Source organism: Buttiauxella sp. JUb87, assembly GCF_004361975.1.
Lineage (GTDB): Bacteria > Pseudomonadota > Gammaproteobacteria > Enterobacterales > Enterobacteriaceae > Buttiauxella > Buttiauxella ferragutiae.
Map to the genome: position 1 here is coordinate 1416517 of NZ_SNVY01000001.1, position 23353 is coordinate 1439869.

Below are 23353 nucleotides of genomic sequence, written 5' to 3' on the forward strand. Positions count from 1 at the left end.
ATAATTGGTGGGGCGTGCAGGATTCGAACCTGCGACCAATTGATTAAAAGTCAACTGCTCTACCAACTGAGCTAACGCCCCGCAATGCGGTTTACTGCTTCTTCAAACTCTTCACGATTCACTTACTTCGTACTGCTTCGAAATTGGTGGGGCGTGCAGGATTCGAACCTGCGACCAATTGATTAAAAGTCAACTGCTCTACCAACTGAGCTAACGCCCCAATTTCGTGTCACTTTCGGTTTGTTTGATATCCCTTGGCAACGGCGGCATATATTACTGATTTAAGATTTTGACGCAACAAGAATTTCGATCAAGATCACCTAATGGCTTGTGTTTTGCTCGGCTTGACCAGAAAAGCAGCGATATCTGGTCAGGCCGCACTCATTACATCGCATTCAGACGTTTTTGCGCCTGCTTTGCACCATCGGTATTTGGGAACTGTTTGATCACTTGTTGGTAGACAGCTTTCGCTTTGGCGGTATCGCCTTTGTCTTGCATGATCACACCGACTTTAAACATTGCATCCGGGGCCTTAGGAGATTTTGGGTAATTTTTCACCACAGAGGCAAAATAAAACGCCGCATCATCCTTTTTCCCCTTGTTGTAATTCAACTGACCGAGCCAATAATTTGCATTTGGCTGATAAGTTGAATCTGGGTACTTCTTAATAAAACTTTGAAATGCAGCAATAGCTTCGTCCTGGCGGGACTTATCCTGCACCATGGCAATAGCTGCATTGTAGTCACTGTTAGCGTCACCACCTTGCGCAGGGGCTGCTGCTGCAGGTGTCTGAGCTGCCGCACCGGCATCAGGTGTTGCCGCTGCAGCGGCACCCTGATCGGTACTGCCTGCCGCTTGTCCTGCCGCAGCACCACTGCCGAGGCTGTCTATCTGCAATAAAATTTGCTTCTGACGCTCCACAACCTGATTCAACTGGTACTGGTTTTCCTGAATTTGACCACGCAGGGAATCAATATCATTTTGGTTATCAGAGAGTTGTTGCTGAAGTTGGGTTAAGAGTTGACTGTGAGCGTTAGAAATACGCTCGAGTTGAGTGACACGGTCTTCGACCGAGCCTGAGCCGACACTACTGATTGGCGCCTGAGCAGTAGCGGCCCAAGGGGCCGCTATGCCAACCAGTAACGACAGACTCAACAAGTGATGTCTGAGGTTACTGTTCATACTGTTCTCTTAGTAAACCAGAACGGCACGACGGTTTTTAGCGTAAGCCGCTTCGTCATGACCCAGTACTGCTGGTTTTTCTTTACCGTAAGAAACGATGGAGATCTGGTCTGCAGAAACGCCTTTACCTTGCAGGTACATCTTAACAGCGCTAGCACGACGCTCACCCAGGGAAATGTTGTATTCCGGAGTACCACGTTCGTCCGCATGACCTTCTACAGTCACTTTGTAAGATGGGTTGCTACGCAGGAAGTTAGCGTGCGCATCCAGCATTGCAGCGAATTCAGAAGAAACATCATATTTGTCCAGACCGAAGTATACGATGTTGTTCTGTTGCAGCTGTTGCATCTGCAGGCGAGCCTGTTCTTCAGATGACATGTTGCCATTGCTACCGTTAGCGTCCATACCAGTGCCGGCGCCCAGCATACCTTCGCCGCTCTCGTTGTTGGCGCTCTTGTTAGAACTACACGCAGCGATTGCCATAACAGGCAGTGCCAGCATCAGCCCTTTCAGCACTTTGTTCAGTTGCATTTCTTTGATCCTTTAATATTTTATTATCACAGATACGGCGACCAGGCAGGGAATTTAACCTGACCATCGGTTGCCGGAAGACGCGCTTTGAAACGCCCATCTGTTGAGACCAGATTCAGCACAGATCCCATCCCCTGAGAAGAGCTGTAGATTACCATCGTGCCGTTAGGTGCCAGACTTGGCGTTTCATCCAGGAACGTTGACGATAAAGTTTGTACGCCACCCGCTACCAGATCCTGTTTGGCGATATGTTGTTGCCCACCATTGGAGCTCACCATCACCATAAACTTACCGTCGGAACTCACATCTGAATCCTGGTTCTGAGAACCTTCCCAGGAAATACGTTGTGGAGCACCGCCATTTACATTCACTTTGTAAATCTGAGGACGACCAGCCTGATCGGAGGTGTAAGCCAGGTTCTGGCTATCCGGGAACCAGGTTGGTTCAGTGTTATTGCTACGTCCATCAGTCACCTGACGAATCTGGCCAGAGCCAATATCCATTACATACAGGTTCAAGCTACCGGTTTTCGACAATGCGAACGCCAGTTTGCTGCCATCTGGAGAGAAGGCTGGCGCACCGTTATGACGTGGGAAAGAAGCTACCTGACGCACTGCGCCATTTGCCAGAGTCTGGATAACCAGCGCTGAACGGCCACTTTCAAACGTTACATAAGCCAGTTTGCTACCATCTGGAGACCAGGCTGGTGACATCAACGGCTGCGGAGAACGGTGAACCACAAACTGGTTGTAGCCATCGTAATCAGACACGCGCAGTTCGTATGGGAACTGGCCGCCGTTAGTCTGCACAACGTAAGCGATACGCGTACGGAATGCACCTTTGATACCTGAAAGCTTCTCAAACACTTCATCGCTGGCGGTATGACCGGCATAGCGAAGCCACTGTTTGTTCACTTTGTAGGAGTTCTGAGCCAGTACAGTACCCGGTGCGCCAGAGGTATCAACCAACTGGTAAGCAACGGTATAGCTGCCATCACCGTTTGGTGTGACCTGGCCGACGACAACGGCATCAATACCCAGAGCGGTCCACGCTGCCGGTTGCACTTCCTGGGCGGAGCCAGGCTGCTGCGGTAAACGTGAACGATCCAATGGATTGAATTTGCCACTGTTACGTAAATCAGCAGCAACGATGCCACCAATATCTTCTGGTGCAGCACCTGGGCCTGCCCATTTGAACGGCGCAACACCAATTGGACGTGCTGAGTCAACCCCTTGGGTTATCTCAATACGAACTTCTGCGTGCAGTACTGCTGCCCACAGCATTAAAAAACTTAATGCAACTCGAAATGCCTGCTTCATCATATCTCCCTTATCTGGACCCACAGCCCACGATAATTTAGCAGAATGTTAACAAACTCAAATACACAAAACTACCAAAACTCTGTGACACAGCCTGGTTAGTTTTCCCCACTTTCGCGAGGAAAATTTTACTATGGCTTAAAGTCGATAGGCGCGTTTTTGAAAACTTCATAAACGTCCTGGCTAGGCGGTTTCGGAATCTTCGCCAGTCGTGCCGCCGCAATGGCAGCCTGACAAAGTGCCGGATCGCCACCTTCTGATTTGATATCAAGTAATAGGCCATCAGGAGCCAGTTTTATGCGCAATGTGCAAGTCTTGCCGCTAAAGGCAGGATCCTGGTAAAACTTGCTTTCAATTGCTGCTTTTATCTGCCCTGCGTAACCATTGATCTCAGCACCAGTAGCGCCATTTTTTTTATTATTCCCTTTTCCGGCAGCCGCAGCGCTATTACCTTGCGCCCCAGCACCCGTTTTCGGTGCATTCTTACCTGAACTCAGGTCGCCGAACAGATCGTCAACGCCTGCAGCTGCTGCTTTATCGGCAGCGGCCTTATCAGAGGCTGCTTTTTTCTTAGCATCCGCAGCGGCTTTCTTATCAGAAGCGGCTTTTGCAGCAGCAGCCTTTTCAGCCGCGGCTTTATCCGACGCCGCTTTTTCTGCAGCGGCAGTTGCTGCAGCTTCTTTTTTGGCAGCCTCAGCAGCGGCTTTCTTCTCTGCATCTTGCTGAGCTTTCTTCGCTGCTTCTTCCGCAGTTTTCTTCTCAGCTTCTTGCTGCGCTTTTTTAGCCGCAGCCACAGCTACTGCAGCAGCTTTCTTCTCAGCATCAGCCGCTTTTTTAGCAGCCTCTTCAGTCGCTTTCTTCTGTGCATCCGCAGCCGCTTTCTTCGCTGCGTCTTCCGCAACCTTCGCCTGAGCATCAGCTTGAGCTTTGGCATCTGCTTTAGCTTTCGCTGCCGCGGCTTCTGCTTGTTTCTGTTGCTCTTGCGCTTCTTTGGCTGCTTCTTGCGCTTGTTTCTGCTGTTCTGTTTGCTGCTTCGCTTGTTCCTGCGCTTCCAGGCGTTCTTTCTCCAGAGCTTTCAGACGCTGTTGTTCAGCAGCCTGTTTTTCCTGAAGTTCTTCAGCCTGTTGTTGCGCTTGTTTCTCGCGTTGCTCTGCTGCACGTTTGCTACTCGCCTGCTGTTGCTGTTCACGATTGTACTGCTGAACAACTGCACCTGGGTCGACCATGACCGCGTCAATAGCCGAACCCCCACCGCCACCAGCACTACTGGCGTCGATGTTCTCGTCAAACGAACTCCAAATCAGGACTGCAACCAAAATGATATGCAGGATCACTGAGACGATTATCGCGCGCTTGAGCTTATCGTTTTCTATGGTTGCCTTTGACACTATCGGTTCCCAAATATCGCGAGATGGATCAGATTGGCTGCGTCATCAGACCGACGGATTTCACCCCTGCACTATGCAGCAGGTTAAGCGCCTTGATGATTTCCTCGTAAGGAACATCTTTAGCACCACCGATCAAAAAGACCGTTTTTGGATTTGCCTGTAAACGACGTTGTGCTTCCGCAACAACCTGCTCAGACGGCAACTGGTCCATACGATCTTTCTCAACCACCACGCTGTACTGCCCTACCCCGGACACTTCAATAATGACCGGCGGTTCATCATTACTGCTTACCGTTTGCGAATCTGTCGCATCAGGTAAATCAACCTCAACGCTTTGCGTGATAATAGGAGCCGTTGCCATAAAAATGAGCAACAACACTAACAGCACGTCTAGCAGAGGAACGATGTTAATTTCGGACTTTAATTCCCGACGACCACGCCCACGTCCACGTCTGGCCATGACTTACCCCTTACTGCTTATCGCTGCTGGTAAAAGCCTGACGGTGCAGGATAGCCGTGAACTCTTCCATGAAGTTGTCGTAATTCAATTCCAGTTTGTTCACACGTTGGTTCAGGCGGTTATACGCCATAACCGCAGGGATTGCAGCAAACAGGCCGATTGCGGTTGCAATCAGAGCTTCTGCGATACCTGGCGCAACCATCTGTAGGGTTGCTTGTTTTACCGCACCGAGTGCGATAAAGGCATGCATGATCCCCCAAACCGTACCAAACAGGCCGATGTATGGGCTGATGGAACCGACCGTTCCGAGGAATGGAATGTGCGTTTCAAGCGTTTCCAGCTCACGGCTCATGGAAATACGCATGGCACGAGATGCCCCTTCGACGACCGCTTCCGGCGCATGTGTGTTAGCACGGTGCAGTCGGGCAAACTCTTTAAAGCCTGAATAGAAAATTTGTTCAGAGCCAGCAAGATTGTCACGGCGGCCCTGGCTTTCTTGATAAAGACGGGACAATTCAATGCCCGACCAGAACTTATCTTCAAACGCTTCTGCTTCACGAGTAGCAGCATTGAGGATTCGCGTACGCTGAATAATGATTGCCCATGATGCAATGGAAAAACCAATCAAAATCAACATGATAAATTTGACCAGAAGGCTAGCCTTCAGGAACAAATCAAGGATATTCATGTCAGTCACTGCTTGAACTCCGCGACAATAGACTTGGGAAGCGCACGAGGCTTCATTGAGAGAAGATCAACACAAACAATCAGGACCTCAGCTTCATTGAGTACCCTGCCATCGGCATTGACTATTCGCTGCGTAAACACCAAAGATGTGCCACGCATTGATGTAATTTCACTTTGGATTTCGAGTAAATCGTCGAGTCGGGCAGGCGCAAGATAATCCACTGTCATCTTGCGTACGACGAAGGCGATGCTCGCTGCCAACAAATCCTGCTGGTTAAAGTGGTGTTGGCGCAGCATCTCTGTGCGTGCTCTTTCATAAAAAGCAACATAACTGGCGTGGTATACCACACCACCGGCGTCAGTATCTTCGTAGTAGACACGAACCGGCCATCGAAACAACGTTGTACTCACTTTACATCCCGGTAATGCAATTAAACGTTGCTACTATACGCAAGAGGATGGGGGTTGGGAATGGGTAGCACTAAACGTTAGGTAAATATTTATGGGCTTGTTAATGCCCATAAATATTAAGGAAAAATCTTAGCGGTTAAAGAAGCATCAGAAGAAGAAAATAGCCAATCCGGCCAGCAAAACTAATTGCGCAGGTAACGGGCTAAAAACGCCCTGCCACAGCACTTTGCGCGGGCGAAAGCCCACGCCATGTATCACACCGGTGCATACCGCCCACATCAGCAAAAAACCATGCCAGATTTCCAGACCACTGGTTTTCGCTGCGAAACGTGACGGGTCCCAAAACATACATCCGGCCAGAACTAATGCCATGATCAAGGAAAGAGCCCTTAAAGGGCTCTTGTCCATTACCGCATACAACTTTGCGATAATTCCGTCCATTAATGTTCTTCTTTACCCGCTTTAGCAGCTTCTACGTGCTCAAGTGCCAGGGCGGTAATGATGCCGAAAGCACAAGCCAGCAGCGTCCCCAGAATCCATGCAAAGTACCACATAATCAGCTCCTTACTTAGTACAGAGAGTGGGTGTTGCTTTCGATATGCTCTTTGGTGATTCGACCGAACATTTTCCAGTAACACCAGATGGTGTAGATGAGAACGATCGGCACAAATACCGCAGCAACAAAGGTCATCACGTTCAGCGTCAGCTGGCTGGATGTTGCATCCCACATGGTCAGGCTAGCGTTCAGCATGGTGCTCGAAGGCATCACGAACGGGAACATCGCCACACCAGCAGTCAGAATCACACAAGCCAGAGTCAGTGAGGAGAACAGGAATGCCATCGCACCTTTCTCCAGACGGGACATCAACACAGTCAACAGCGGCAATACCACACCCAATGCAGGGATGAGCCACAGAATCGGCATGTTATTGAAGTTCACCATCCAGGCACCCGCCTGACGTGCCACTTCTTTAGTCAACGGATTCGATGCTGCGTGGTGGTTCAACTCTGAAGTCACAACGTAGCCATCGATACCGTAGATTACCCAAACACCCGCCAGTGCAAAGCACACCATCATCACCAGCGCTGAGATTTGCGCCGCCGCTTTGGTACGCAGATGTAGTTCACCTACGGTACGCATTTGCAGGTAAGTTGCCCCCTGAGCAAGAATCATCGATACGCTCACGACACCTGCCAACAGGCCAAACGGATTCAGCAACTGGAAGAAGTTACCGGTGTAGTACAGGCGCAGATATTCATCAACGTGGAACGGCACGCCTTGCAGCAAGTTGCCGAACGCCACACCGATAACCAACGGCGGCACGAAGCTACCGATGAAAATGCCCCAGTCCCACATACCACGCCAGCGCATGTCTTCAATCTTCGAACGGTAGTCAAAACCTACCGGACGGAAGAACAATGAAGCCAGCACCAGAATCATCGCTACATAGAAGCCGGAGAACGCAGCCGCGTAAACCATCGGCCAGGCAGCAAATAGCGCACCACCTGCGGTAATGAGCCATACCTGGTTACCGTCCCAGTGAGGGGCGATGGAGTTCACCATGATGCGGCGTTCAACGTCATTACGGCCAATGATGCGGGACAGCATACCTACGCCCATATCAAAGCCATCGGTGACTGCAAAACCAATCAGCAGAATGCCAACCAGCAGCCACCAGATAAAACGCAATACTTCATAATCGATCATTTGACGACTCCTGTCTTAGCGTGCCGGCTGAGAAGCCACATTGGACTGCTCAAAGTGATAGCGACCTGTTTTCAGACTGCTCGGCCCAAGGCGAGCAAATTTGAACATCAGGAACAGTTCCGCCACCATAAACAGCGTGTAAAGGCCGCAAATCAGTACCATGGAGAAGATCAGATCGCCCACGGTCAGAGAGGAGTTGGCAACCGCAGTCGGCAATACCTCACCAACAGCCCATGGCTGACGACCGTATTCAGCAACAAACCAGCCAGATTCAATCGCAATCCACGGCAGTGGGATACCATACAGCGCAGCGCGCAGCAGCCACGTTTTCGAGCCGATGGCATTACGCGTTACGGTCCAGAAGGAAGCCGCAATGATGAACAGCATCAGGAAGCCACAACCCACCATGATACGGAACGCAAAGTACAGCGGGGCAACACGTGGAATCGAGTCTTTAGTTGCTTTCTGAATCTGATCTTCCGTCGCATCAGCAACATTCGGGGTATAGCGTTTCAGCAGCAAGCCATAACCCAGGTCTTTCTTGACGGACTCAAAGTTATCGCGAACGGCCTGGTCTTTCGAACCAGCACGAAGTTGTTCCAGCAGGCTATAAGCCTTCATGCCATTACGAATACGCTCTTCGTGTTGCACCATAAGGTCTTTCAGACCGATAACCGGTGTATCCACTGAGCGAGTGGCAATGATGCCCAGCGCGTAAGGAATTTGAATTGCGAAGTGGTTTTCTTGCTTATCCTGATCCGGGATACCAAACAGCGTAAAGGCTGCCGGAGCCGGTTGAGTTTCCCACTCGGCTTCAATGGCAGCCAGCTTGGTTTTCTGCACATCACCCATTTCGTAACCAGACTCATCACCCAGCACGATAACAGACAGGATTGCCGCCATACCGAAGCTTGCAGCGATGGCAAATGAACGTTTCGCAAATGCGACGTCACGGCCTTTGAGCAAGTAGTAAGAACTGACACCGAGGATGAACATCGCACCGCACACGTAGCCAGAAGCCACGGTGTGAACGAATTTAACCTGAGCAACCGGGTTCAGTACCAGTTCGGAGAAGCTCACCATCTCCATACGCATGGTTTCGAAATTGAAGTCGGAAGCAATTGGGTTCTGCATCCAGCCGTTGGCGACCAGAATCCACAGAGCAGAAAGGTTGGAGCCAAGAGCCACCAGCCAGGTTACCGCCATGTGTTGAACTTTACCCAGGCGATCCCAACCAAAGAAGAACAGACCTACAAAGGTGGATTCAAGGAAGAACGCCATCAGACCTTCGATGGCCAGCGGGGCACCAAAAATGTCACCCACGTAGTGTGAGTAGTAAGACCAGTTTGTGCCGAACTGGAACTCCATGGTTAAACCAGTGGCCACACCCAAAGCAAAGTTGATACCAAACAACTTGCCCCAGAACTTGGTCATATCTTTATAAATTTGCTTACCTGACAGAACGTACACGGTTTCCATAATGGCCAACAGGAACGCCATACCGAGCGTTAGTGGCACAAACAGAAAGTGGTACATCGCGGTCAAGGCAAACTGTAAGCGCGACAGTTCGACAATATCAAACATCTTGACTCCTTGCTCTTCGCATGAAGACTCCGACCGTGGTTCGCCGTAGGGAAAACCACAACGCATGCCCTAATACAAAAACATTCGCTTCCAGACTTCATCCCTCCGTCATTTTATTTACATGTAACGAAGAAAGATGAAAGGTTACAAACACGTTAATAAAAACCAAAAATAATCCGCAAATATATTACCCTGCAATTTCCCTACGATAAACAGGTAATTGCTTAGTGTTATTTACGTTTCTCGACAGTGATCAATTTATAGCGAAAATGTCGTCTTACCGCCATCTTGATCTGCAACAATTTACGCCCTTTCCCACACCATTTGCTAGTTTTACATATTGATCTAGCGCAATTTTCCCTTCTTTTGTTAATTTAGTTTCTCATTGAGCTTAATGGTAAACCCATTGTTAATGATGTGTTTTATAAAACGTACTATCGTTAATGAAAGGATGATATCTATAAACAAAAGTTATTTATTTGAAGTCAGGTTTGGAAATTAAACTCTCACGAAGTAGTGACGTATTGTGTTAATCACCTCACGGTATTTCTCTGAATTCGTTTCTTTTCTGGCTTGAAATTAACAAATATTTCACCTTTAATAATTATTAATTTAACAAAACATTATTTTTGATAGGGTTAGCAGGTCGTGATGAAGTCAAAAAAAACAAAAAAGCCACGTAAAAACGTGGCTATAAAACACCGATGATGACAATGAAACTATCTTGAGCGGTCTGGTGCCAGGCTAAATGTGCGTGACTGGCAAGGTTGAAGCCGCGCAAAGTGCCCTGCCCTTTCTGATTGTTGTTGCAGCGGATTTTCATCCATTCCTGTTTCCATCCACCCCACGACAGGCAGTGTGCAAGCCACCATGCCTTCCCCACAATGCTGCTCATCAGGGTTAAAAATACGCATAATCAACTCATCACGATCTTCGGCTTTTTTGAGTGCACTGAGCATACAACCGACTGAAGGCATCGTAAGCAGGCTAAATGTGCACGGCGTGGAAAAATCTGCCCGGTTAAGCTTCATCGCATCAAACGGAATTTTGTTATAGCACTGAACCGGTGTCAGCCAGGTACGAGCGTGCTGAGCAATGCCCGCAGTCGTTGGCGAACCGCAAAATGCCATCAGGCTAAAGCGACAGCATAATTTTCCGCGCAGTTGTGAATCTGGCGTCGGCAGTTTGATGCCTGATGGCCTTCCAGGGCGTAATACCAGTTCTTCTTTACCTAATACTCCTACCGAACGGAATAACGTCAGTGCGAAAGTGTCTTTTCTCTCACCGACGATTTCAAATTCACGCAGCCCGTCAGTAAACAGAGCCACTCCATTCTTACCGTCATGCAATGCAGCGTAATTCAACAAATTCCACACCGGGATTGGCGCTTCTTTCCAGCCTTCCTCCTGCCAGTTTTGCATTGCCACATCCTCTACCGGACGCGTGATAGTGCCGAACTGGTTATCCGCCAGCACCGTTGACGAGGCAAATGGCGTTGGGATCAGGACTCGCACACGATGATCGCAGGCCTGGTTATCAAGGCACATTTCGATATCAATGCGGCGGCTGTGATGCGCCAGCGTAACGTGGCATTCCACATCCAGATAACCGCTAGTTTGCCGTTGAGCCCGTTGTTGCAGATTATCAGGCAGCACCATGCGCAATTTCAGCGTTGCGATGCTTTGCCAGGCTTCATGCTTCACCTCACACTGGTGAGCACTTTCTGTCGAGTAAATCAGCCACTCCTCTTTGGCAGGTGAGTAATCGTACTCATCGCCATCATCTGACCCCTCTTCCAGCTGCAAAACCTGGTCGTAACTCAGCCCACTTTGCTTATCGGTAATATACAGTGTGCCGTTTTGATTGAGATTGATACGATAGAAATTGTTTTCCAGCAGCGCTTCACCCGCTTCAGGCAGTACACGTTGCAGTCCTGGTTTTTGCCCTTCAACATACAACGTGCAATACCCCATCGCAGGCAGTACCTGGTTAAGCTGAATATCGTATTCCATGAAGGGATCGTAATTGCCGTAATGGACGATTTGCCTGTCGACCAGGCCTGGGTCAATTTCCCGCGCTTCGCGAATGAAGTACTCCACTTCATTGCCATGTTCATCTTTCAGGGAAAACTCACGGGCACGGATACGAATCGTGGTGTTAATCACCTCTTCGCGTGGATAAGGCATCATGTTGAAAAATGTCAGCTTATCGGCACTTGTTGTCGGCATATTGTCGACAATTTTACGCATATAAAAACGAATCAAATTTTCAGCCATGTCGTCCGCCAGCACAAAGCGGGTCATGATTTCCTGATGCACCTTATCGCTACAGCAGCAACCGATGCTGTCGTGAGCGTGGTTTTTGAGGATCTCTTTCCACATTTTCTCCAGCAGGCCGTGGTGATACTCAAAACCTAGTGACCAAGCGATAGACGCCAGCGGCTCAAGAATATTGACGATTTTGTTTTCAATTTGCGCATGAGCAATTTTGATATCCATGCGAGTGGAGCTGATAGTGCGGTGCACTCGCATATACTTACCATCAATGAACTCCCCTTCCAGCGTGGCAAGTTTGTCGCGTAACGCTTCAATTTTTTCGAATACGTCTTCATAGCGGCTCATGACAAATTCACGTTGCGGGTAAATCTCGCGCAGTTTATCGATAACCGCGAAGATATTTTGTTGCAGTGGCATTTGGTCATGCCCGTTTGGCAGCAAGATTTCCTGCGTGGCGGAAGCGTTTTCCAGCACCTCAAAGTAACTGTCGAGGCGTTTACGCAGGCCGACTTCATCTTCTGGCAAATATTTACCAATCGCATAACCCAACGGCAGTACCTGAGTGACCACTTCACTGCCGTCTTTGCTTTTCCATAAGAATTCGGTTCGGTCTGTTCCGTGACGCTCGGAACAACCTCGCCAGAACATCGCGCGTTTAATACCAAAGCCGTTAAAAATATGCGGCAGTTGTGCCGACATCCCAAACGAATCGGGCAAATAACCAATCTTCATCGACTCGCCAAACGCCATGCAATCACGCATGCCGTACATCAGGTTGCGCACAATCGACTCACCAGAAACAATGGTGGTGTCAGTTTGCGTATACCACGGGCCGATAATCAGCTTGCCCGCTTCTACCATCGCTTTAACACGTGCTTTATTTTCCGGCTTAATCGCGAAGTAATCTTCCAGTACCGCCGTTTGTCCATCGAGCACGTAATATTTATAGTCAGGGTCACACTCAAGGCGTGCCAGAATCTCCTCCATGTTATTAATCAACAGGATGCGGGATTCCTCAGTGGTGAAATACCATTCACGGTCCCAATGCATATGGGGAGTAATATGAACACGAGATACAGCTTTCATTCTTGTTTGCCTTACTTCTGAGTGATTACGATAGAGCGCTTTCTGGGGAATATTTGCCCTGCTTAACGGCGTGCTTACGCCACAAAATCAATACCGATGTTGAAATGACCGTGCCAACCAATGCCGCACCGAACCATCCCGCAGCGGCAGTCAGGCCACTGAAGTCACCGGAATGCAGCAGGAATAAAGAAAAGATGCCCGCACCCGGTGTCGATAAGCCAATATTCATCGCACCAACCATCGCACCAGTGACTACCGATCCCACCAGGAATGAACCAATCACACGGATCGGATCTTCAATTGCCATTGGGATCGCGCCTTCGGTGATCCCTGCCAGCCCGAGCAGCCAGGTTGATTTACCGGTTTCAATCTCAAAATCTTTGAAAAGACGAGGAGCGATTAACGTAGAAGCGGTGACCGTAAAGGCCGATACCATTTTAACCGAGGCGAAAATGGCGTATGGGCCAAACACGCCGTTCGCCATCGCGCCGAGACAAAATGCGTATGAAGCCTTATTCACCGGGCCGCCGAGGTCAAACGAACACATAAAGCCGATAATTGCGCCCAGCAATAAGGCATTGCTGCCGGATAATCCGTTCAACCAGTGGGTGAGCGAAGTGTTGAGCCACGCAACAGGTTCGCCAATGACAAACAGCATCAGGCTGCCCGCGACCAGCGTGCCAATCACCGGATAGAGATAGAAGGTTAAAAAGCCGTTGAAGTTAGGGCTGAGGCGAATGTGTTTTTTCACCCAGCGCATCAGGTAGCCTGCGATTAAGCCACCCACTACCCCACCGAGAAAACCAGAACCAATCATGTTGGCCGCAAGGCCCGCTGCAAAACCAGGCCCGAGCGCGGGTTTATCAGCCAAAGAGTAAGCGGTATAAGCCGCCAGAACCGGCACCATCAGCGTGCCCAGCATTCCGCCGCCAAGTTTGCGGTACATCCACAACCACGAGTTTTCGAGTTCGAACAAATGCTGCAAACCAAAAATCTGCGCCAGCAAAACAGCGACCGCTAACACGGTGCCACCGGCAACAATCAGCGGAACGGCAAAAGAAATGCCGCTGAGTAGCGCCTGCTTTAACTCAGTTTTAAAACCTGGTGCGGATTGCGTTTCATCTTGCTGTTGCAGGCGCTCATCAGAAATGGGTTCCAGCGCCAGCGCCTGCTGCAAAATGCGCTCGGCGTGTTTAATCGGTTCGGCAACAGGGGTACGAATAGCAGGAATACCTTTGAAGCGTTCGGCTTCTTTAATTGCCACTTCTGCCGCAAACACGCAGGCATGTGCCTGATTAATCTGCCGGGCCGTTAACCGCCCTTCAACGCCGTTCGCCCCTTGCTTTTCGACGTAAACATTGATGCCAAGCTTACGCCCGGCTTTTTCCAGATACTCAGCCGCCATATAAGTATGAGCAATCCCTGCCGGACAAGCGGTTACACAAACAATGGTCGGGCGTGTTGTATCTTCATCCCGCGCCACACTTTCTGGCTCACTATTTAGCAACGCCATAAACTCGTCCACGCTGGTCGCACGCAGTGCTTTATCGCGCACCTCGTCATCCACCAATGCAGTGGTCAACGCGGTCAGAAGCTGCATATGTGTTGATCCAGCCTCCCCTTCAGGGATTGCCAGCAAGAAGATCATCTGTACCGACTCCAGCCCGTCGATTCCTTCCCAGTCAATCGGTGACGTCAGCGTCGCGGCTGCAAAAGCCGCTACTTTTACGGCATTCGTTTTGCCGTGAGGGACTGCCAGCCCTTCGCCCAAAGCGGTTGGACCTTGCGCTTCTCGGGAAAATACTTCGGCCAGGAATTGCTCCAGATTATGTAATTTCCCCAATGCCGACAGTTGGCCTGCCATGGCACGAATCGCATCATCACGGCTGTTAAACGTAGTTTGCAGCGTGATCAAATCTGGGTGAGTTAACGCCGTCAGCTTCATTATTTCCTCGTCGGGAATGAGTTTTGATGTTGCGCAGTGTATCGATATAAATAATACCTTTGTGTGATCAATTTAACCTTATCGATAATTTGTATTTAATTTGTATTAATACTTATCGATTAACAGCTGCCATGATTGGGGCTATCATCTGGTGAGATTTCTAACGTTCTAAGAGGACTATGTGGTGGGTAAAAAACCGATGTACCGTCAGATTGCCGATGCTATCCGCTTGCAGGTGGAAAACGGTGAATTGAAAGCGGGTGACGCACTGCCCACAGAATCAGCGCTTCAGGCACAGTTTGCGGTGAGCCGGGTGACTGTCCGTCAGGCGCTCAAACAACTCACCGAACAGCAAATCATCGAGAGCATTCAAGGCAGCGGTTCATACGTTAAAGAGGAAAAGGTCAATTACGACATTTACCAGTTGACCAGCCTCTATGAAAAACTGGCCGACAGAAATGTCGAAACCCACAGCGAAGTGCAGATTTTTGAAGTTACTAAAGCGGATGACATTCTGGCCGCCCACCTGCAACTGGCGGTCGACGACAAAGTCTGGCATGTGAAACGCGTGCGTTTCATTAAACAAAAACCCGTTACGCTGGAAGAAACCTGGATGCCACTCACGCTGTTCCCCGATCTCACCTGGGAGGTGATGGAGAATTCGAAATATCACTTCATCGAGAACGTGAAGAAGATGGTTATCGACCGCAGCGAACAAGAGATAATTCCGGTGATGCCATCTGAAGACGTCGTTAAAGCGTTGGGAGTTGATGCCAGCAAACCGGTTCTGGAAAAGGTGTCGCGTGGCTATTTAAGGGACGGACGGGTGTTTGAGTTCAGCCGTAACGTATTCAAAAGTGACGATTACAAATTTACGTTAGTGGCGCGGCGTAAGCATTAAATTTGTTAAAGCCCTTCCACTTATTTCCCTCATAGCATCATTGAATTCACTACATCAAATGGTGCTATAAACAGCAATCAGTGAGCAAGAGCGCATTCGTATGCAAACTGTGGAATCGATTTGGGTCTGAATGACTTCATCACTCAAAGAGTGGCAATGCTAAAATAACAATGATGATATTGCGTTTAATTCACAACACGAATCCCTTCATCACACCTATCCATGAAATCAATTAATTAATTGATATATAGAATATATATTTACACGCCCTCTGATTTTCAACCTAAAAAGTTGATGTCTTTCACATAATAAAAAACCAGACAGATTATTCTTCTCCCCCTGTTCACGGTGTTTATTTTTTGCCCGCTACGGCGTTGATGTCGTCCGCAGGCAAGCGCCTGAAGCCAATCAATTTTCAGTTATGTAAACAAAAGGATTTGTGTATGACCGGTAAACCCGCGGCACGGATGGGTGACATGACGGCAACAGCCGCGCTGGAATTGGGATCAGGACCGAGTTTTAATGACTCGTTCATACGAACGAAATATGCCAATCATAAAAAAGGCCACTCAATAGAGCGGCCAACCATGTCGAACATTATCCCCTTCCCATTTGAAACTACAGCTTCAACTGCTTAGGGGATTTACTCTTATTTCTTTTACTTACTGAGGCAAAATAGCTTTCAGTGCGTCGCCGATGTCAGCCAGGCTGCGAACGGTTTTCACGCCAGCGGCTTCCAGTGCTGCGAATTTCTCATCCGCGGTACCTTTACCACCTGCAATGATTGCCCCCGCGTGACCCATACGCTTGCCTTTCGGCGCAGTCACACCTGCGATGTAACCAACAACTGGCTTGGTGACATGCTCTTTGATGTAAGCAGCAGCTTCTTCTTCGGCACTACCACCGATCTCACCGATCATCACGATAGCTTCAGTTTTCGGATCTTCCTCGAACATCTTCAGGATATCGATGAAGTTAGATCCAGGGATTGGGTCACCACCGATGCCCACACAAGTGGACTGGCCCAGACCGATATCAGTAGTCTGTTTAACCGCTTCATAAGTCAGCGTACCAGAGCGGGAAACGATGCCCACTTTGCCTGGCAGATGGATGTGACCTGGCATGATACCGATTTTGCACTCGCCTGGGGTGATAACGCCTGGGCAGTTTGGCCCAATCATGCGCACGCCTGCTTCGTCCAGTTTCACTTTCACAGTCAGCATATCCAGCGTCGGGATGCCTTCGGTGATGGTGATAATCAGCTTAATGCCTGCATCGATAGCTTCCAGAATGGAGTCTTTGCAGAACGGAGCTGGAACGTAGATTACCGTTGCAGTTGCACCAGTAGCTTCTACTGCTTCGCGTACGGTGTTAAATACTGGCAGACCCAGATGCTCGGTGCCGCCTTTACCTGGCGTTACACCGCCAACCATTTGCGTACCGTATGCAATCGCCTGCTCGGAGTGGAAAGTCCCCTGGCTGCCGGTGAAACCCTGGCAAATCACCTTGGTGTTTTTATCGATCAAAATGGACATTATTTCCCCTCCACGGCAGCAACAACCTGCTGTGCTGCATCCGTCAGACTTTTCGCTGCAATAATATTCAGGCCACTATCTGCCAGTTTCTTCGCACCCAGTTCCGCATTGTTACCTTCCAGACGTACTACCACTGGAACGTTAACACCCACTTCTGCAACCGCGCCGATGATGCCGTCTGCGATCAGGTCGCAACGCACGATACCGCCGAAGATGTTAACCAGAACGGCTTTCACTTTGTCGTCAGACAGAATGATTTTGAATGCTTCGGTTACGCGCTCTTTCGTTGCGCCGCCGCCAACGTCCAGGAAGTTAGCTGGTTCGCCGCCGTGCAGTTTAACGATGTCCATGGTGCCCATTGCCAGGCCTGCACCGTTAACCATGCAACCGATGTTGCCATCAAGCGCAACGTAGTTCAGTTCCCACTGTGCAGCCTGAGATTCACGTGCATCTTCCTGGCTTGGGTCACGCATTTCACGCAGCTCTGGCTGGCGGAACAGTGCGTTGCCATCGGCACCCAGCTTGCCATCAAGACAAATCAGGTCACCCTGCCTGGTGATAACCAGCGGGTTGATTTCGATCAGCGCCAGGTCGCGCTCAAGGAAGATGTTCGCCAGACCCATAAAGATCTTGGTGAACTGCTGAACCTGTTTACCTTCCAGACCCAGTTTGAACGCCAGTTCACGGCCCTGGTAAGGCATTGGGCCTGCCAGCGGATCCAGTGCAACTTTGTGGATCAGGTGCGGGGTTTCTTCCGCAACTTTCTCAATTTCAACGCCACCTTCGGTGGACGCCATAAACACTACGCGACGGGAACTACGATCAACCACCGCGCCAAGATACAGTTCTTTATCAATGTCAGTTGCAGCTTCAACCAGAATCTGGTGAACCGGCTGGCCGCCTGCATCTGTTTGATAGGTCACCAGGCGTTTGCCCAGCCAGTGTTCAGCAAAAGTACGGATGTCTTCTTTGCTGTTAACCACTTTCACGCCACCCGCTTTACCGCGGCCACCAGCATGAACCTGACATTTTACTACCCACGGGCCTGCACCAATTTTGGATGCCGCTTCTTCCGCTTCACGCGGTGTGTTACAGGCGTAACCGACTGGAGCCGGTAGGCCATATCGAGCAAACAACTGTTTCGCCTGATACTCGTGTAAGTTCATGAGTTCTATCCATCCTTCATAAAAACATGTAGGTCAGTTGTCGCAATTCTCATCGGATGACGCTTCGCTTATCCGACCTACAAGGCAGGTGATAATTGTAGGCCCGGTAGCTTTAACTACCGGGCGTAGGGTACTAAACGTCCAGCAGCAGACGAGTTGGGTCTTCCAGCAGCTCTTTAATTGCCACCAGGTAGCCCACAGACTCGCGGCCATCGATCAGACGGTGATCGTAAGACAGTGCCAGATACATCATTGGCAGGATCTCAACTTTACCGTCGACCGCCATTGGTCGGTCTTTAATAGCGTGCATGCCGAGGATCGCGCTCTGCGGCGGGTTGATGATCGGCGTAGACATCAGTGAACCAAACACACCACCGTTGGTGATGGTGAAGTTACCGCCGGTCAAATCTTCCACGGTCAGCTTGCCGTCACGGCCTTTAACAGCCAGTTCTTTAATACGTTTTTCGATGTCAGCCATACCCAGGGTATCAACATCACGCAGTACTGGCGTTACCAGACCACGCGGTGTGGAAACCGCGATGCTCACGTCGAAATAGTTGTGGTAAACCACGTCTTCGCCATCGATAGAAGCGTTAACTTCTGGGTAGCGTTTCAGTGCTTCAACCACCGCTTTGATGTAGAAGGACATGAAGCCCAGACGTACACCGTGGCGTTTTTCGAAAGATTCACCGTACTGCTTACGCAGTTCCATGATTGGCTTCATGTTCACTTCGTTAAACGTGGTGAGCATGGCGGTGGAGTTTTTCGCTTCCAGCAGACGCTCAGCAACACGCTTACGCAGGCGAGTCATCGGCACGCGTTTTTCGCTGCGGCCAGCCAGTGGAGCAACCGGTGCTTTAGTTTCTGCCGCCGCTTTAGCTTGAGCAGGTTGAGCTGATTTCGCCTGAGTCAGATGTTTATCAACATCTTCACGGGTGATACGACCACCGACACCGCTACCTTTAATGGCATTAGCGTCCAGGGAATGCTCGGCAATCAGGCGGCGAATCGCCGGGCTGAGTGCGTCATTGCTCTGCTCTTCCAAAGAAGCCTGCTGGCGCTGTGCCGGAGTAGACTCTTTGGTTTCAGCTTTCGCAGAAGTCTCTTTACCAGAGCTGTTGCCTTCACGCAGGCGGCCAAGGATTTGACGAGAGGTTACGGTTGTCCCTTCATCTTCCAGTACAGCATCCAGAACACCATCTGCAGACGCCGGTACTTCCAGTACCACTTTGTCAGTTTCGATTTCTACCAGCACTTCGTCACGGGTAACGGTGTCACCCGGTTTTTTATGCCAGGTTGCAACTGTCGCATCGGCAACGGACTCAGGCAGGTCAGGAACTAGAATATCTACGCTACTCATTTTTTATCCTTTAATTAATCGACGTTCAGCGCGTCATTAACCAGATCTTGCTGCTGTTTCTGGTGAACGGACAAGTACCCTACCGCAGGTGATGCGGAGGCTGGGCGACCTGCATAACGCAGGGCTGATCCAAATGGAACGACTTCACGGAAGTGATGCTGGCTGCAGTACCATGCGCCCTGGTTAAGCGGCTCTTCCTGGCACCAGACAAAATCATGTACGTGAGCAAATGGTTTCAATGCTTCCTGCACCGCCTGGTGCGGGAATGGATACAACTGTTCGATGCGCACAATTGCGACATCTTTTTGATCATTCTTACGACGCTGTTCCAGCAAATCGTAATAAACCTTACCAGAACACATTACCACGCGTTTCACGCCTGCCGGGTCCAGCTCGTCAACTTCGCCAATCGCTGGCAGGAAGCTGCCGTTAGCCAGTTCATCCATAGTGGAAACGGCCAGTGGGTGGCGCAGTAAAGATTTCGGTGACATGACGACCAGAGGACGACGCATCCCGCGCAGCGCCTGACGACGCAGCATGTGGTAAACCTGCGCTGGAGTAGAAGGCACGCAAACCTGCATGTTTTGCTCTGCACACAGTTGGAGATAACGCTCAAGACGTGCGGATGAGTGTTCCGGGCCCTGGCCTTCGTAACCGTGCGGCAGCAACATCACCAGGCCACACATACGGCCCCATTTCTGCTCGCCAGAACTAATGAACTGGTCGATAACAACCTGAGCACCGTTAGCGAAGTCGCCAAACTGAGCTTCCCAGATAGTCAGCGTACGTGGTTCCGCCGTGGCATAACCGTATTCAAACGCCAGTACCGCTTCTTCAGACAGGACGGAGTCCCAAACTTTGAACTGGCCCTGGCTGTTGTGAACGTGTTGCAGTGGGGTGTAAGTCGAACCGTTAGTCTGGTTGTGAATCACAGCGTGACGGTGGAAGAAGGTTCCACGGCCAACGTCTTCGCCAGACAGACGCACAGAAACACCTTCATCAACCAGGGTTGCATACGCCAGGTTTTCAGCCGCGCCCCAATCGAATTTCTTGGCGCCGTTAGCCATTTCCATGCGGTCGCTGTAGATTTTCGCCACACGTGACTGCATTTCCACGGTTTCAGGCGCGCTGCTAATACGCTTAGCCAGCTCCTGTAAACGCTTCATTTCTACCTTGTTCGGATAGCTCTCATCCCACTCGTGGTTGAGGTATGGCGACCAGGTAAAGGAATGCATGTTCATCGGGCGGTATTCTTTCACCACACATTCGCCAGCATCCAGCGCGTCACGATAGAGATTCACCATTTCGGTAGCATCTTCTAACGTGGCCAGCTTTTGCTGCTCCAGACGGTCTGCGTAGATTTTACGTGGCGTCGGGTGTTTCTTGATTTTCTGGTACATCACTGGCTGAGTGGCACTTGGCTCATCAGCTTCGTTATGACCATGGCGACGGTAGCAAACCAGGTCGATAAACACGTCGCGCTTAAAGGTGTTACGGAAATCCAGTGCCAGACGGGTGACAAACGCCACCGCTTCAGGGTCATCAGCATTCACGTGGAAAATCGGTGCCATCACCATCTTACCGATATCAGTACAGTACGGTGTAGAACGCGCATCCAGCGGGTTGGACGTGGTGAAACCAATCTGGTTGTTGATAACGATGCGAACAGTACCGCCCACTTCGTAACCACGCGCTTTGGACATGTTCAGGGTTTCCTGAACTACGCCCTGCCCGGCTACCGCTGCGTCACCGTGAATGGTGATTGGCAGAACCTGATTAATACCTGGTTTTTCCAGACGATCCAGACGCGCACGCACCGAACCGATAACCACAGGGCTGACGATTTCAAGGTGCGATGGGTTAAACGCCAGCGCCAGGTGAACCAGGCCACCTTCGGTTTCAACGTCAGATGAGAAGCCCATGTGGTACTTCACATCACCGGTGCCGAGGTGCTCTTTATGTTTACCCGCGAACTCGTCGAACAGTTCCTGTGGTTTTTTACCCAGCACGTTGATGAGCACGTTCAGGCGGCCACGGTGTGCCATGCCCAGAACCACTTCACGTGTGCCGCTCTTACCCGCATGGCGGATCATCTCTTTGAGCATTGGCACCAGTGCGTCACCGCCTTCCAGCGAGAAGCGTTTAGCTCCTGGGAATTTCGCGCCCAGGTAACGCTCAAGGCCTTCTGCTGCGGTCAGTTCGCTCAGGAAGCGTTTTTTCTCTTCAACAGTAAATGTTGAGTGACCGACAACCGATTCAATACGCTGCTGAATCCAGCGTTTCTCTTCGGTGCTGGTGATGTGCATATATTCCGCACCGATTGAACCGCCGTAAGTCTGTTCGAGCGCATCAATCAGGTCAGCCAGCTTCATGGTTTCTTTGCCGCTGGCAAAAGAACCCACGTTGAAGGTTTCCTGAAGATCAGCATCAGTCAGATTATGGAAGGCTGGGTCCAGATCGGGAACCGCATCCTGCTTCCACAGGCCAAGCGGGTCAAGATTTGCAGCTTGATGCCCGCGGAAACGCCAGGCGTTGATCAGCTGCAACACTTTGACTTGCTTAACGTCAGTGTCAGGGTCGGTAATTGCGGTGGAATAACGTGAGGCATCCTTCGCCAGACGACGGAAATAATCACGTGTTTTGGAATGGAATTGATCCGGTCTGGCCCCGGTTCCAGGTAATTGCTGGAACATTGAGCGCCAGTGCGCATCAACAGAGTCAGGATCGGTTAAGAAGTCTTCATAGAGCTGCTCTATCCAGGACTGGTTTGCACCTGCCAGGTAAGAGGAATCCAGCCAGGCTTTCATTTCGCCGTTCTGCATCGTGATCCCTTAAGCATTTATATGCTTATTTCGCCGTGAATAACTATTACGTACAGAATACAGAAGTTGTACGCATTACCGGGGTTCACAACAACGAGCCATTAACTTGTCAGGCAGCTCGCGAAGGAACCTTTAAAAACTGTCGCAACAGGGCAGTTTTTAAAGATTTCCTGCATTTTTATTACTCCCTCTCCCTCAGGGAGAGGGTCGGGGTGAAGGCTGTGTTCAGCATCGATTGCCCTCACCCTAACCCTCTCCCCCAGGAGAGGGGACTATCATGCGCTTCTTTGCAGCAACATCGACTTAATGTGGCCGATGGCTTTCGTCGGGTTCAGCCCCTTAGGACAAACACTGACGCAATTCATGATGCCATGACAGCGGAATACGCTGAAAGCATCACTGATACCGTCAAGACGACTGGCGGTTTCAGTATCACGGCTATCGATCAGGAAACGATATGCCGCCAGTAAACCTGCAGGCCCGATGAACTTATCTGGGTTCCACCAGAAGGACGGACAGGAAGTCGAGCAACATGCGCAAAGAATACACTCGTACAGGCCGTCCAGTTTTTCACGCTGCTCAGGTGACTGTAAATGCTCACGAGCAGGTGGATTTTGTCCATTATTCAACAGGTAAGGCTTAATCTTCTCATATTGAGCATAGAATTGTCCCATGTCCACCACCAGATCTCTCACAACTGGCAATCCAGGTAGTGGCCGGATCACAATCTTTTGCTTTCCATTACCTAATGCGGAGATTGGGGTGATACAGGCCAGACCATTTTTGCCATTCATGTTCACACCATCGGAGCCACAAACCCCTTCACGGCATGAACGACGAAACGACAACGTCGGATCTTTTTCTTTCAACTGCATCAGCGCGTCAAGCAACATCATGTCGCGCCCTTCTTCCCCTTCCAGGGTGTACTCCTGCATACGCGGAGCATCGTCAACATCCGGGTTGTAGCGATAAATAGAGAATTCGAGTTTCAT

The 23353-nt window shown here is 50.2% G+C and carries 19 protein-coding genes, 2 tRNA genes and 1 pseudogene; 2 read left to right on the forward strand and 20 right to left on the reverse strand.

Annotated features, from left to right (window positions below):
- Positions 1-5: 5 nt before the first annotated feature.
- The 15 genes and pseudogenes from EC843_RS06665 to mngA all read right to left on the reverse strand — a co-directional run bounded on the left by EC843_RS06665 (position 6) and on the right by mngA (position 14577).
- Positions 6-81: transfer RNA gene (locus EC843_RS06665), tRNA-Lys, on the reverse strand.
- Positions 82-144: 63 nt separating this feature from the next.
- Positions 145-220, reverse strand: a tRNA-Lys gene (locus EC843_RS06670).
- A gap of 164 nt (positions 221-384) precedes the next feature.
- Positions 385-1182, reverse strand: coding sequence for a cell division protein CpoB (gene cpoB / locus EC843_RS06675; protein ID WP_064544888.1), 798 nt, complete (start codon positions 1180-1182; stop codon positions 385-387).
- A 9-nt stretch (positions 1183-1191) separates the two neighbouring features.
- Positions 1192-1713 (reverse strand): peptidoglycan-associated lipoprotein Pal, encoded by a 522-nt coding sequence (gene pal / locus EC843_RS06680; RefSeq protein ID WP_064544887.1) that lies wholly within the window; start codon positions 1711-1713, stop codon positions 1192-1194.
- 26 nt (positions 1714-1739) lie between these two features.
- Positions 1740-3032 carry a Tol-Pal system beta propeller repeat protein TolB gene (gene tolB, locus EC843_RS06685; RefSeq protein ID WP_064544885.1) on the reverse strand — a complete coding sequence of 431 codons (1293 nt, stop codon included), beginning with the start codon at positions 3030-3032 and terminating at the stop codon, positions 1740-1742.
- A gap of 131 nt (positions 3033-3163) precedes the next feature.
- Complete coding sequence (gene tolA, locus EC843_RS06690) at positions 3164-4420, reverse strand: cell envelope integrity protein TolA (RefSeq protein WP_064544883.1); 1257 nt, start codon at positions 4418-4420, stop codon at positions 3164-3166.
- A 28-nt stretch (positions 4421-4448) separates the two neighbouring features.
- Positions 4449-4880 carry a colicin uptake protein TolR gene (tolR, locus tag EC843_RS06695; RefSeq protein WP_064544880.1) on the reverse strand — a complete coding sequence of 144 codons (432 nt, stop codon included), beginning with the start codon at positions 4878-4880 and terminating at the stop codon, positions 4449-4451.
- A 10-nt stretch (positions 4881-4890) separates the two neighbouring features.
- Entirely contained in the window at positions 4891-5577 is a 687-nt protein-coding gene (tolQ, locus tag EC843_RS06700; protein WP_072009447.1) for a Tol-Pal system protein TolQ, read from the reverse strand.
- Positions 5574-5978: a tol-pal system-associated acyl-CoA thioesterase gene (gene ybgC, locus EC843_RS06705; RefSeq protein WP_064544878.1), complete on the reverse strand. Its 405-nt coding sequence runs from the start codon at positions 5976-5978 to the stop codon at positions 5574-5576. Before ybgC ends, tolQ begins: the two co-directional genes overlap by 4 nt.
- 147 nt (positions 5979-6125) lie before the next feature.
- Positions 6126-6419: a cyd operon protein YbgE gene (gene ybgE / locus EC843_RS06710; protein WP_133521948.1), complete on the reverse strand. Its 294-nt coding sequence runs from the start codon at positions 6417-6419 to the stop codon at positions 6126-6128.
- Entirely contained in the window at positions 6419-6532 is a 114-nt protein-coding gene (gene cydX / locus EC843_RS06715; RefSeq protein WP_064544874.1) for a cytochrome bd-I oxidase subunit CydX, read from the reverse strand. Before cydX ends, ybgE begins: the two co-directional genes overlap by 1 nt.
- 14 nt (positions 6533-6546) lie before the next feature.
- A complete protein-coding gene (gene cydB, locus EC843_RS06720; protein ID WP_064544872.1) occupies positions 6547-7686 on the reverse strand; it encodes a cytochrome d ubiquinol oxidase subunit II in 1140 nt (379 codons plus the stop codon).
- A gap of 15 nt (positions 7687-7701) precedes the next feature.
- Positions 7702-9270, reverse strand: a complete 1569-nt coding sequence (gene cydA / locus EC843_RS06725) for a cytochrome ubiquinol oxidase subunit I (protein WP_064544870.1) — start codon at positions 9268-9270, stop codon at positions 7702-7704.
- A 752-nt stretch (positions 9271-10022) separates the two neighbouring features.
- Positions 10023-12632 (reverse strand): annotated as a pseudogene (gene mngB / locus EC843_RS06730) (mannosylglycerate hydrolase); the annotation flags it as partial.
- 25 nt (positions 12633-12657) lie between these two features.
- Positions 12658-14577 (reverse strand): PTS 2-O-a-mannosyl-D-glycerate transporter subunit IIABC, encoded by a 1920-nt coding sequence (gene mngA / locus EC843_RS06735; RefSeq protein WP_133521950.1) that lies wholly within the window; start codon positions 14575-14577, stop codon positions 12658-12660.
- Positions 14578-14761: 184 nt separating this feature from the next.
- On the opposite strand from mngA, the gene EC843_RS06740 reads away from it, so the two are divergent.
- Both EC843_RS06740 and EC843_RS06745 read left to right on the forward strand, forming a co-directional pair.
- On the forward strand, positions 14762-15478 hold the full coding sequence (locus EC843_RS06740) for a GntR family transcriptional regulator (protein ID WP_166642044.1): 717 nt from the start codon (positions 14762-14764) through the stop codon (positions 15476-15478).
- Positions 15479-15921: 443 nt separating this feature from the next.
- Positions 15922-16116 (forward strand): hypothetical protein, encoded by a 195-nt coding sequence (locus EC843_RS06745; protein ID WP_133521951.1) that lies wholly within the window; start codon positions 15922-15924, stop codon positions 16114-16116.
- A 24-nt stretch (positions 16117-16140) separates the two neighbouring features.
- On the opposite strand, the gene sucD is transcribed toward EC843_RS06745, so the two are convergent.
- The 5 genes from sucD to EC843_RS06770 all read right to left on the reverse strand — a co-directional run bounded on the left by sucD (position 16141) and on the right by EC843_RS06770 (position 23353).
- Positions 16141-17013 (reverse strand): succinate--CoA ligase subunit alpha, encoded by an 873-nt coding sequence (gene sucD / locus EC843_RS06750; RefSeq protein ID WP_064544863.1) that lies wholly within the window; start codon positions 17011-17013, stop codon positions 16141-16143.
- The gene (gene sucC, locus EC843_RS06755; protein ID WP_064544861.1) at positions 17013-18179 is read right to left on the reverse strand and encodes an ADP-forming succinate--CoA ligase subunit beta; all 1167 of its coding nucleotides are present in this window, start codon (positions 18177-18179) and stop codon (positions 17013-17015) included. Before sucC ends, sucD begins: the two co-directional genes overlap by 1 nt.
- Positions 18180-18312: 133 nt before the next feature.
- Entirely contained in the window at positions 18313-19539 is a 1227-nt protein-coding gene (gene odhB, locus EC843_RS06760) for a 2-oxoglutarate dehydrogenase complex dihydrolipoyllysine-residue succinyltransferase (protein ID WP_064544859.1), read from the reverse strand.
- Between the two features lie 14 nt (positions 19540-19553).
- Positions 19554-22361 (reverse strand): 2-oxoglutarate dehydrogenase E1 component, encoded by a 2808-nt coding sequence (gene sucA, locus EC843_RS06765; RefSeq protein ID WP_064544857.1) that lies wholly within the window; start codon positions 22359-22361, stop codon positions 19554-19556.
- A 275-nt stretch (positions 22362-22636) separates the two neighbouring features.
- Positions 22637-23353 (reverse strand): succinate dehydrogenase iron-sulfur subunit, encoded by a 717-nt coding sequence (locus EC843_RS06770; protein WP_064544855.1) that lies wholly within the window; start codon positions 23351-23353, stop codon positions 22637-22639.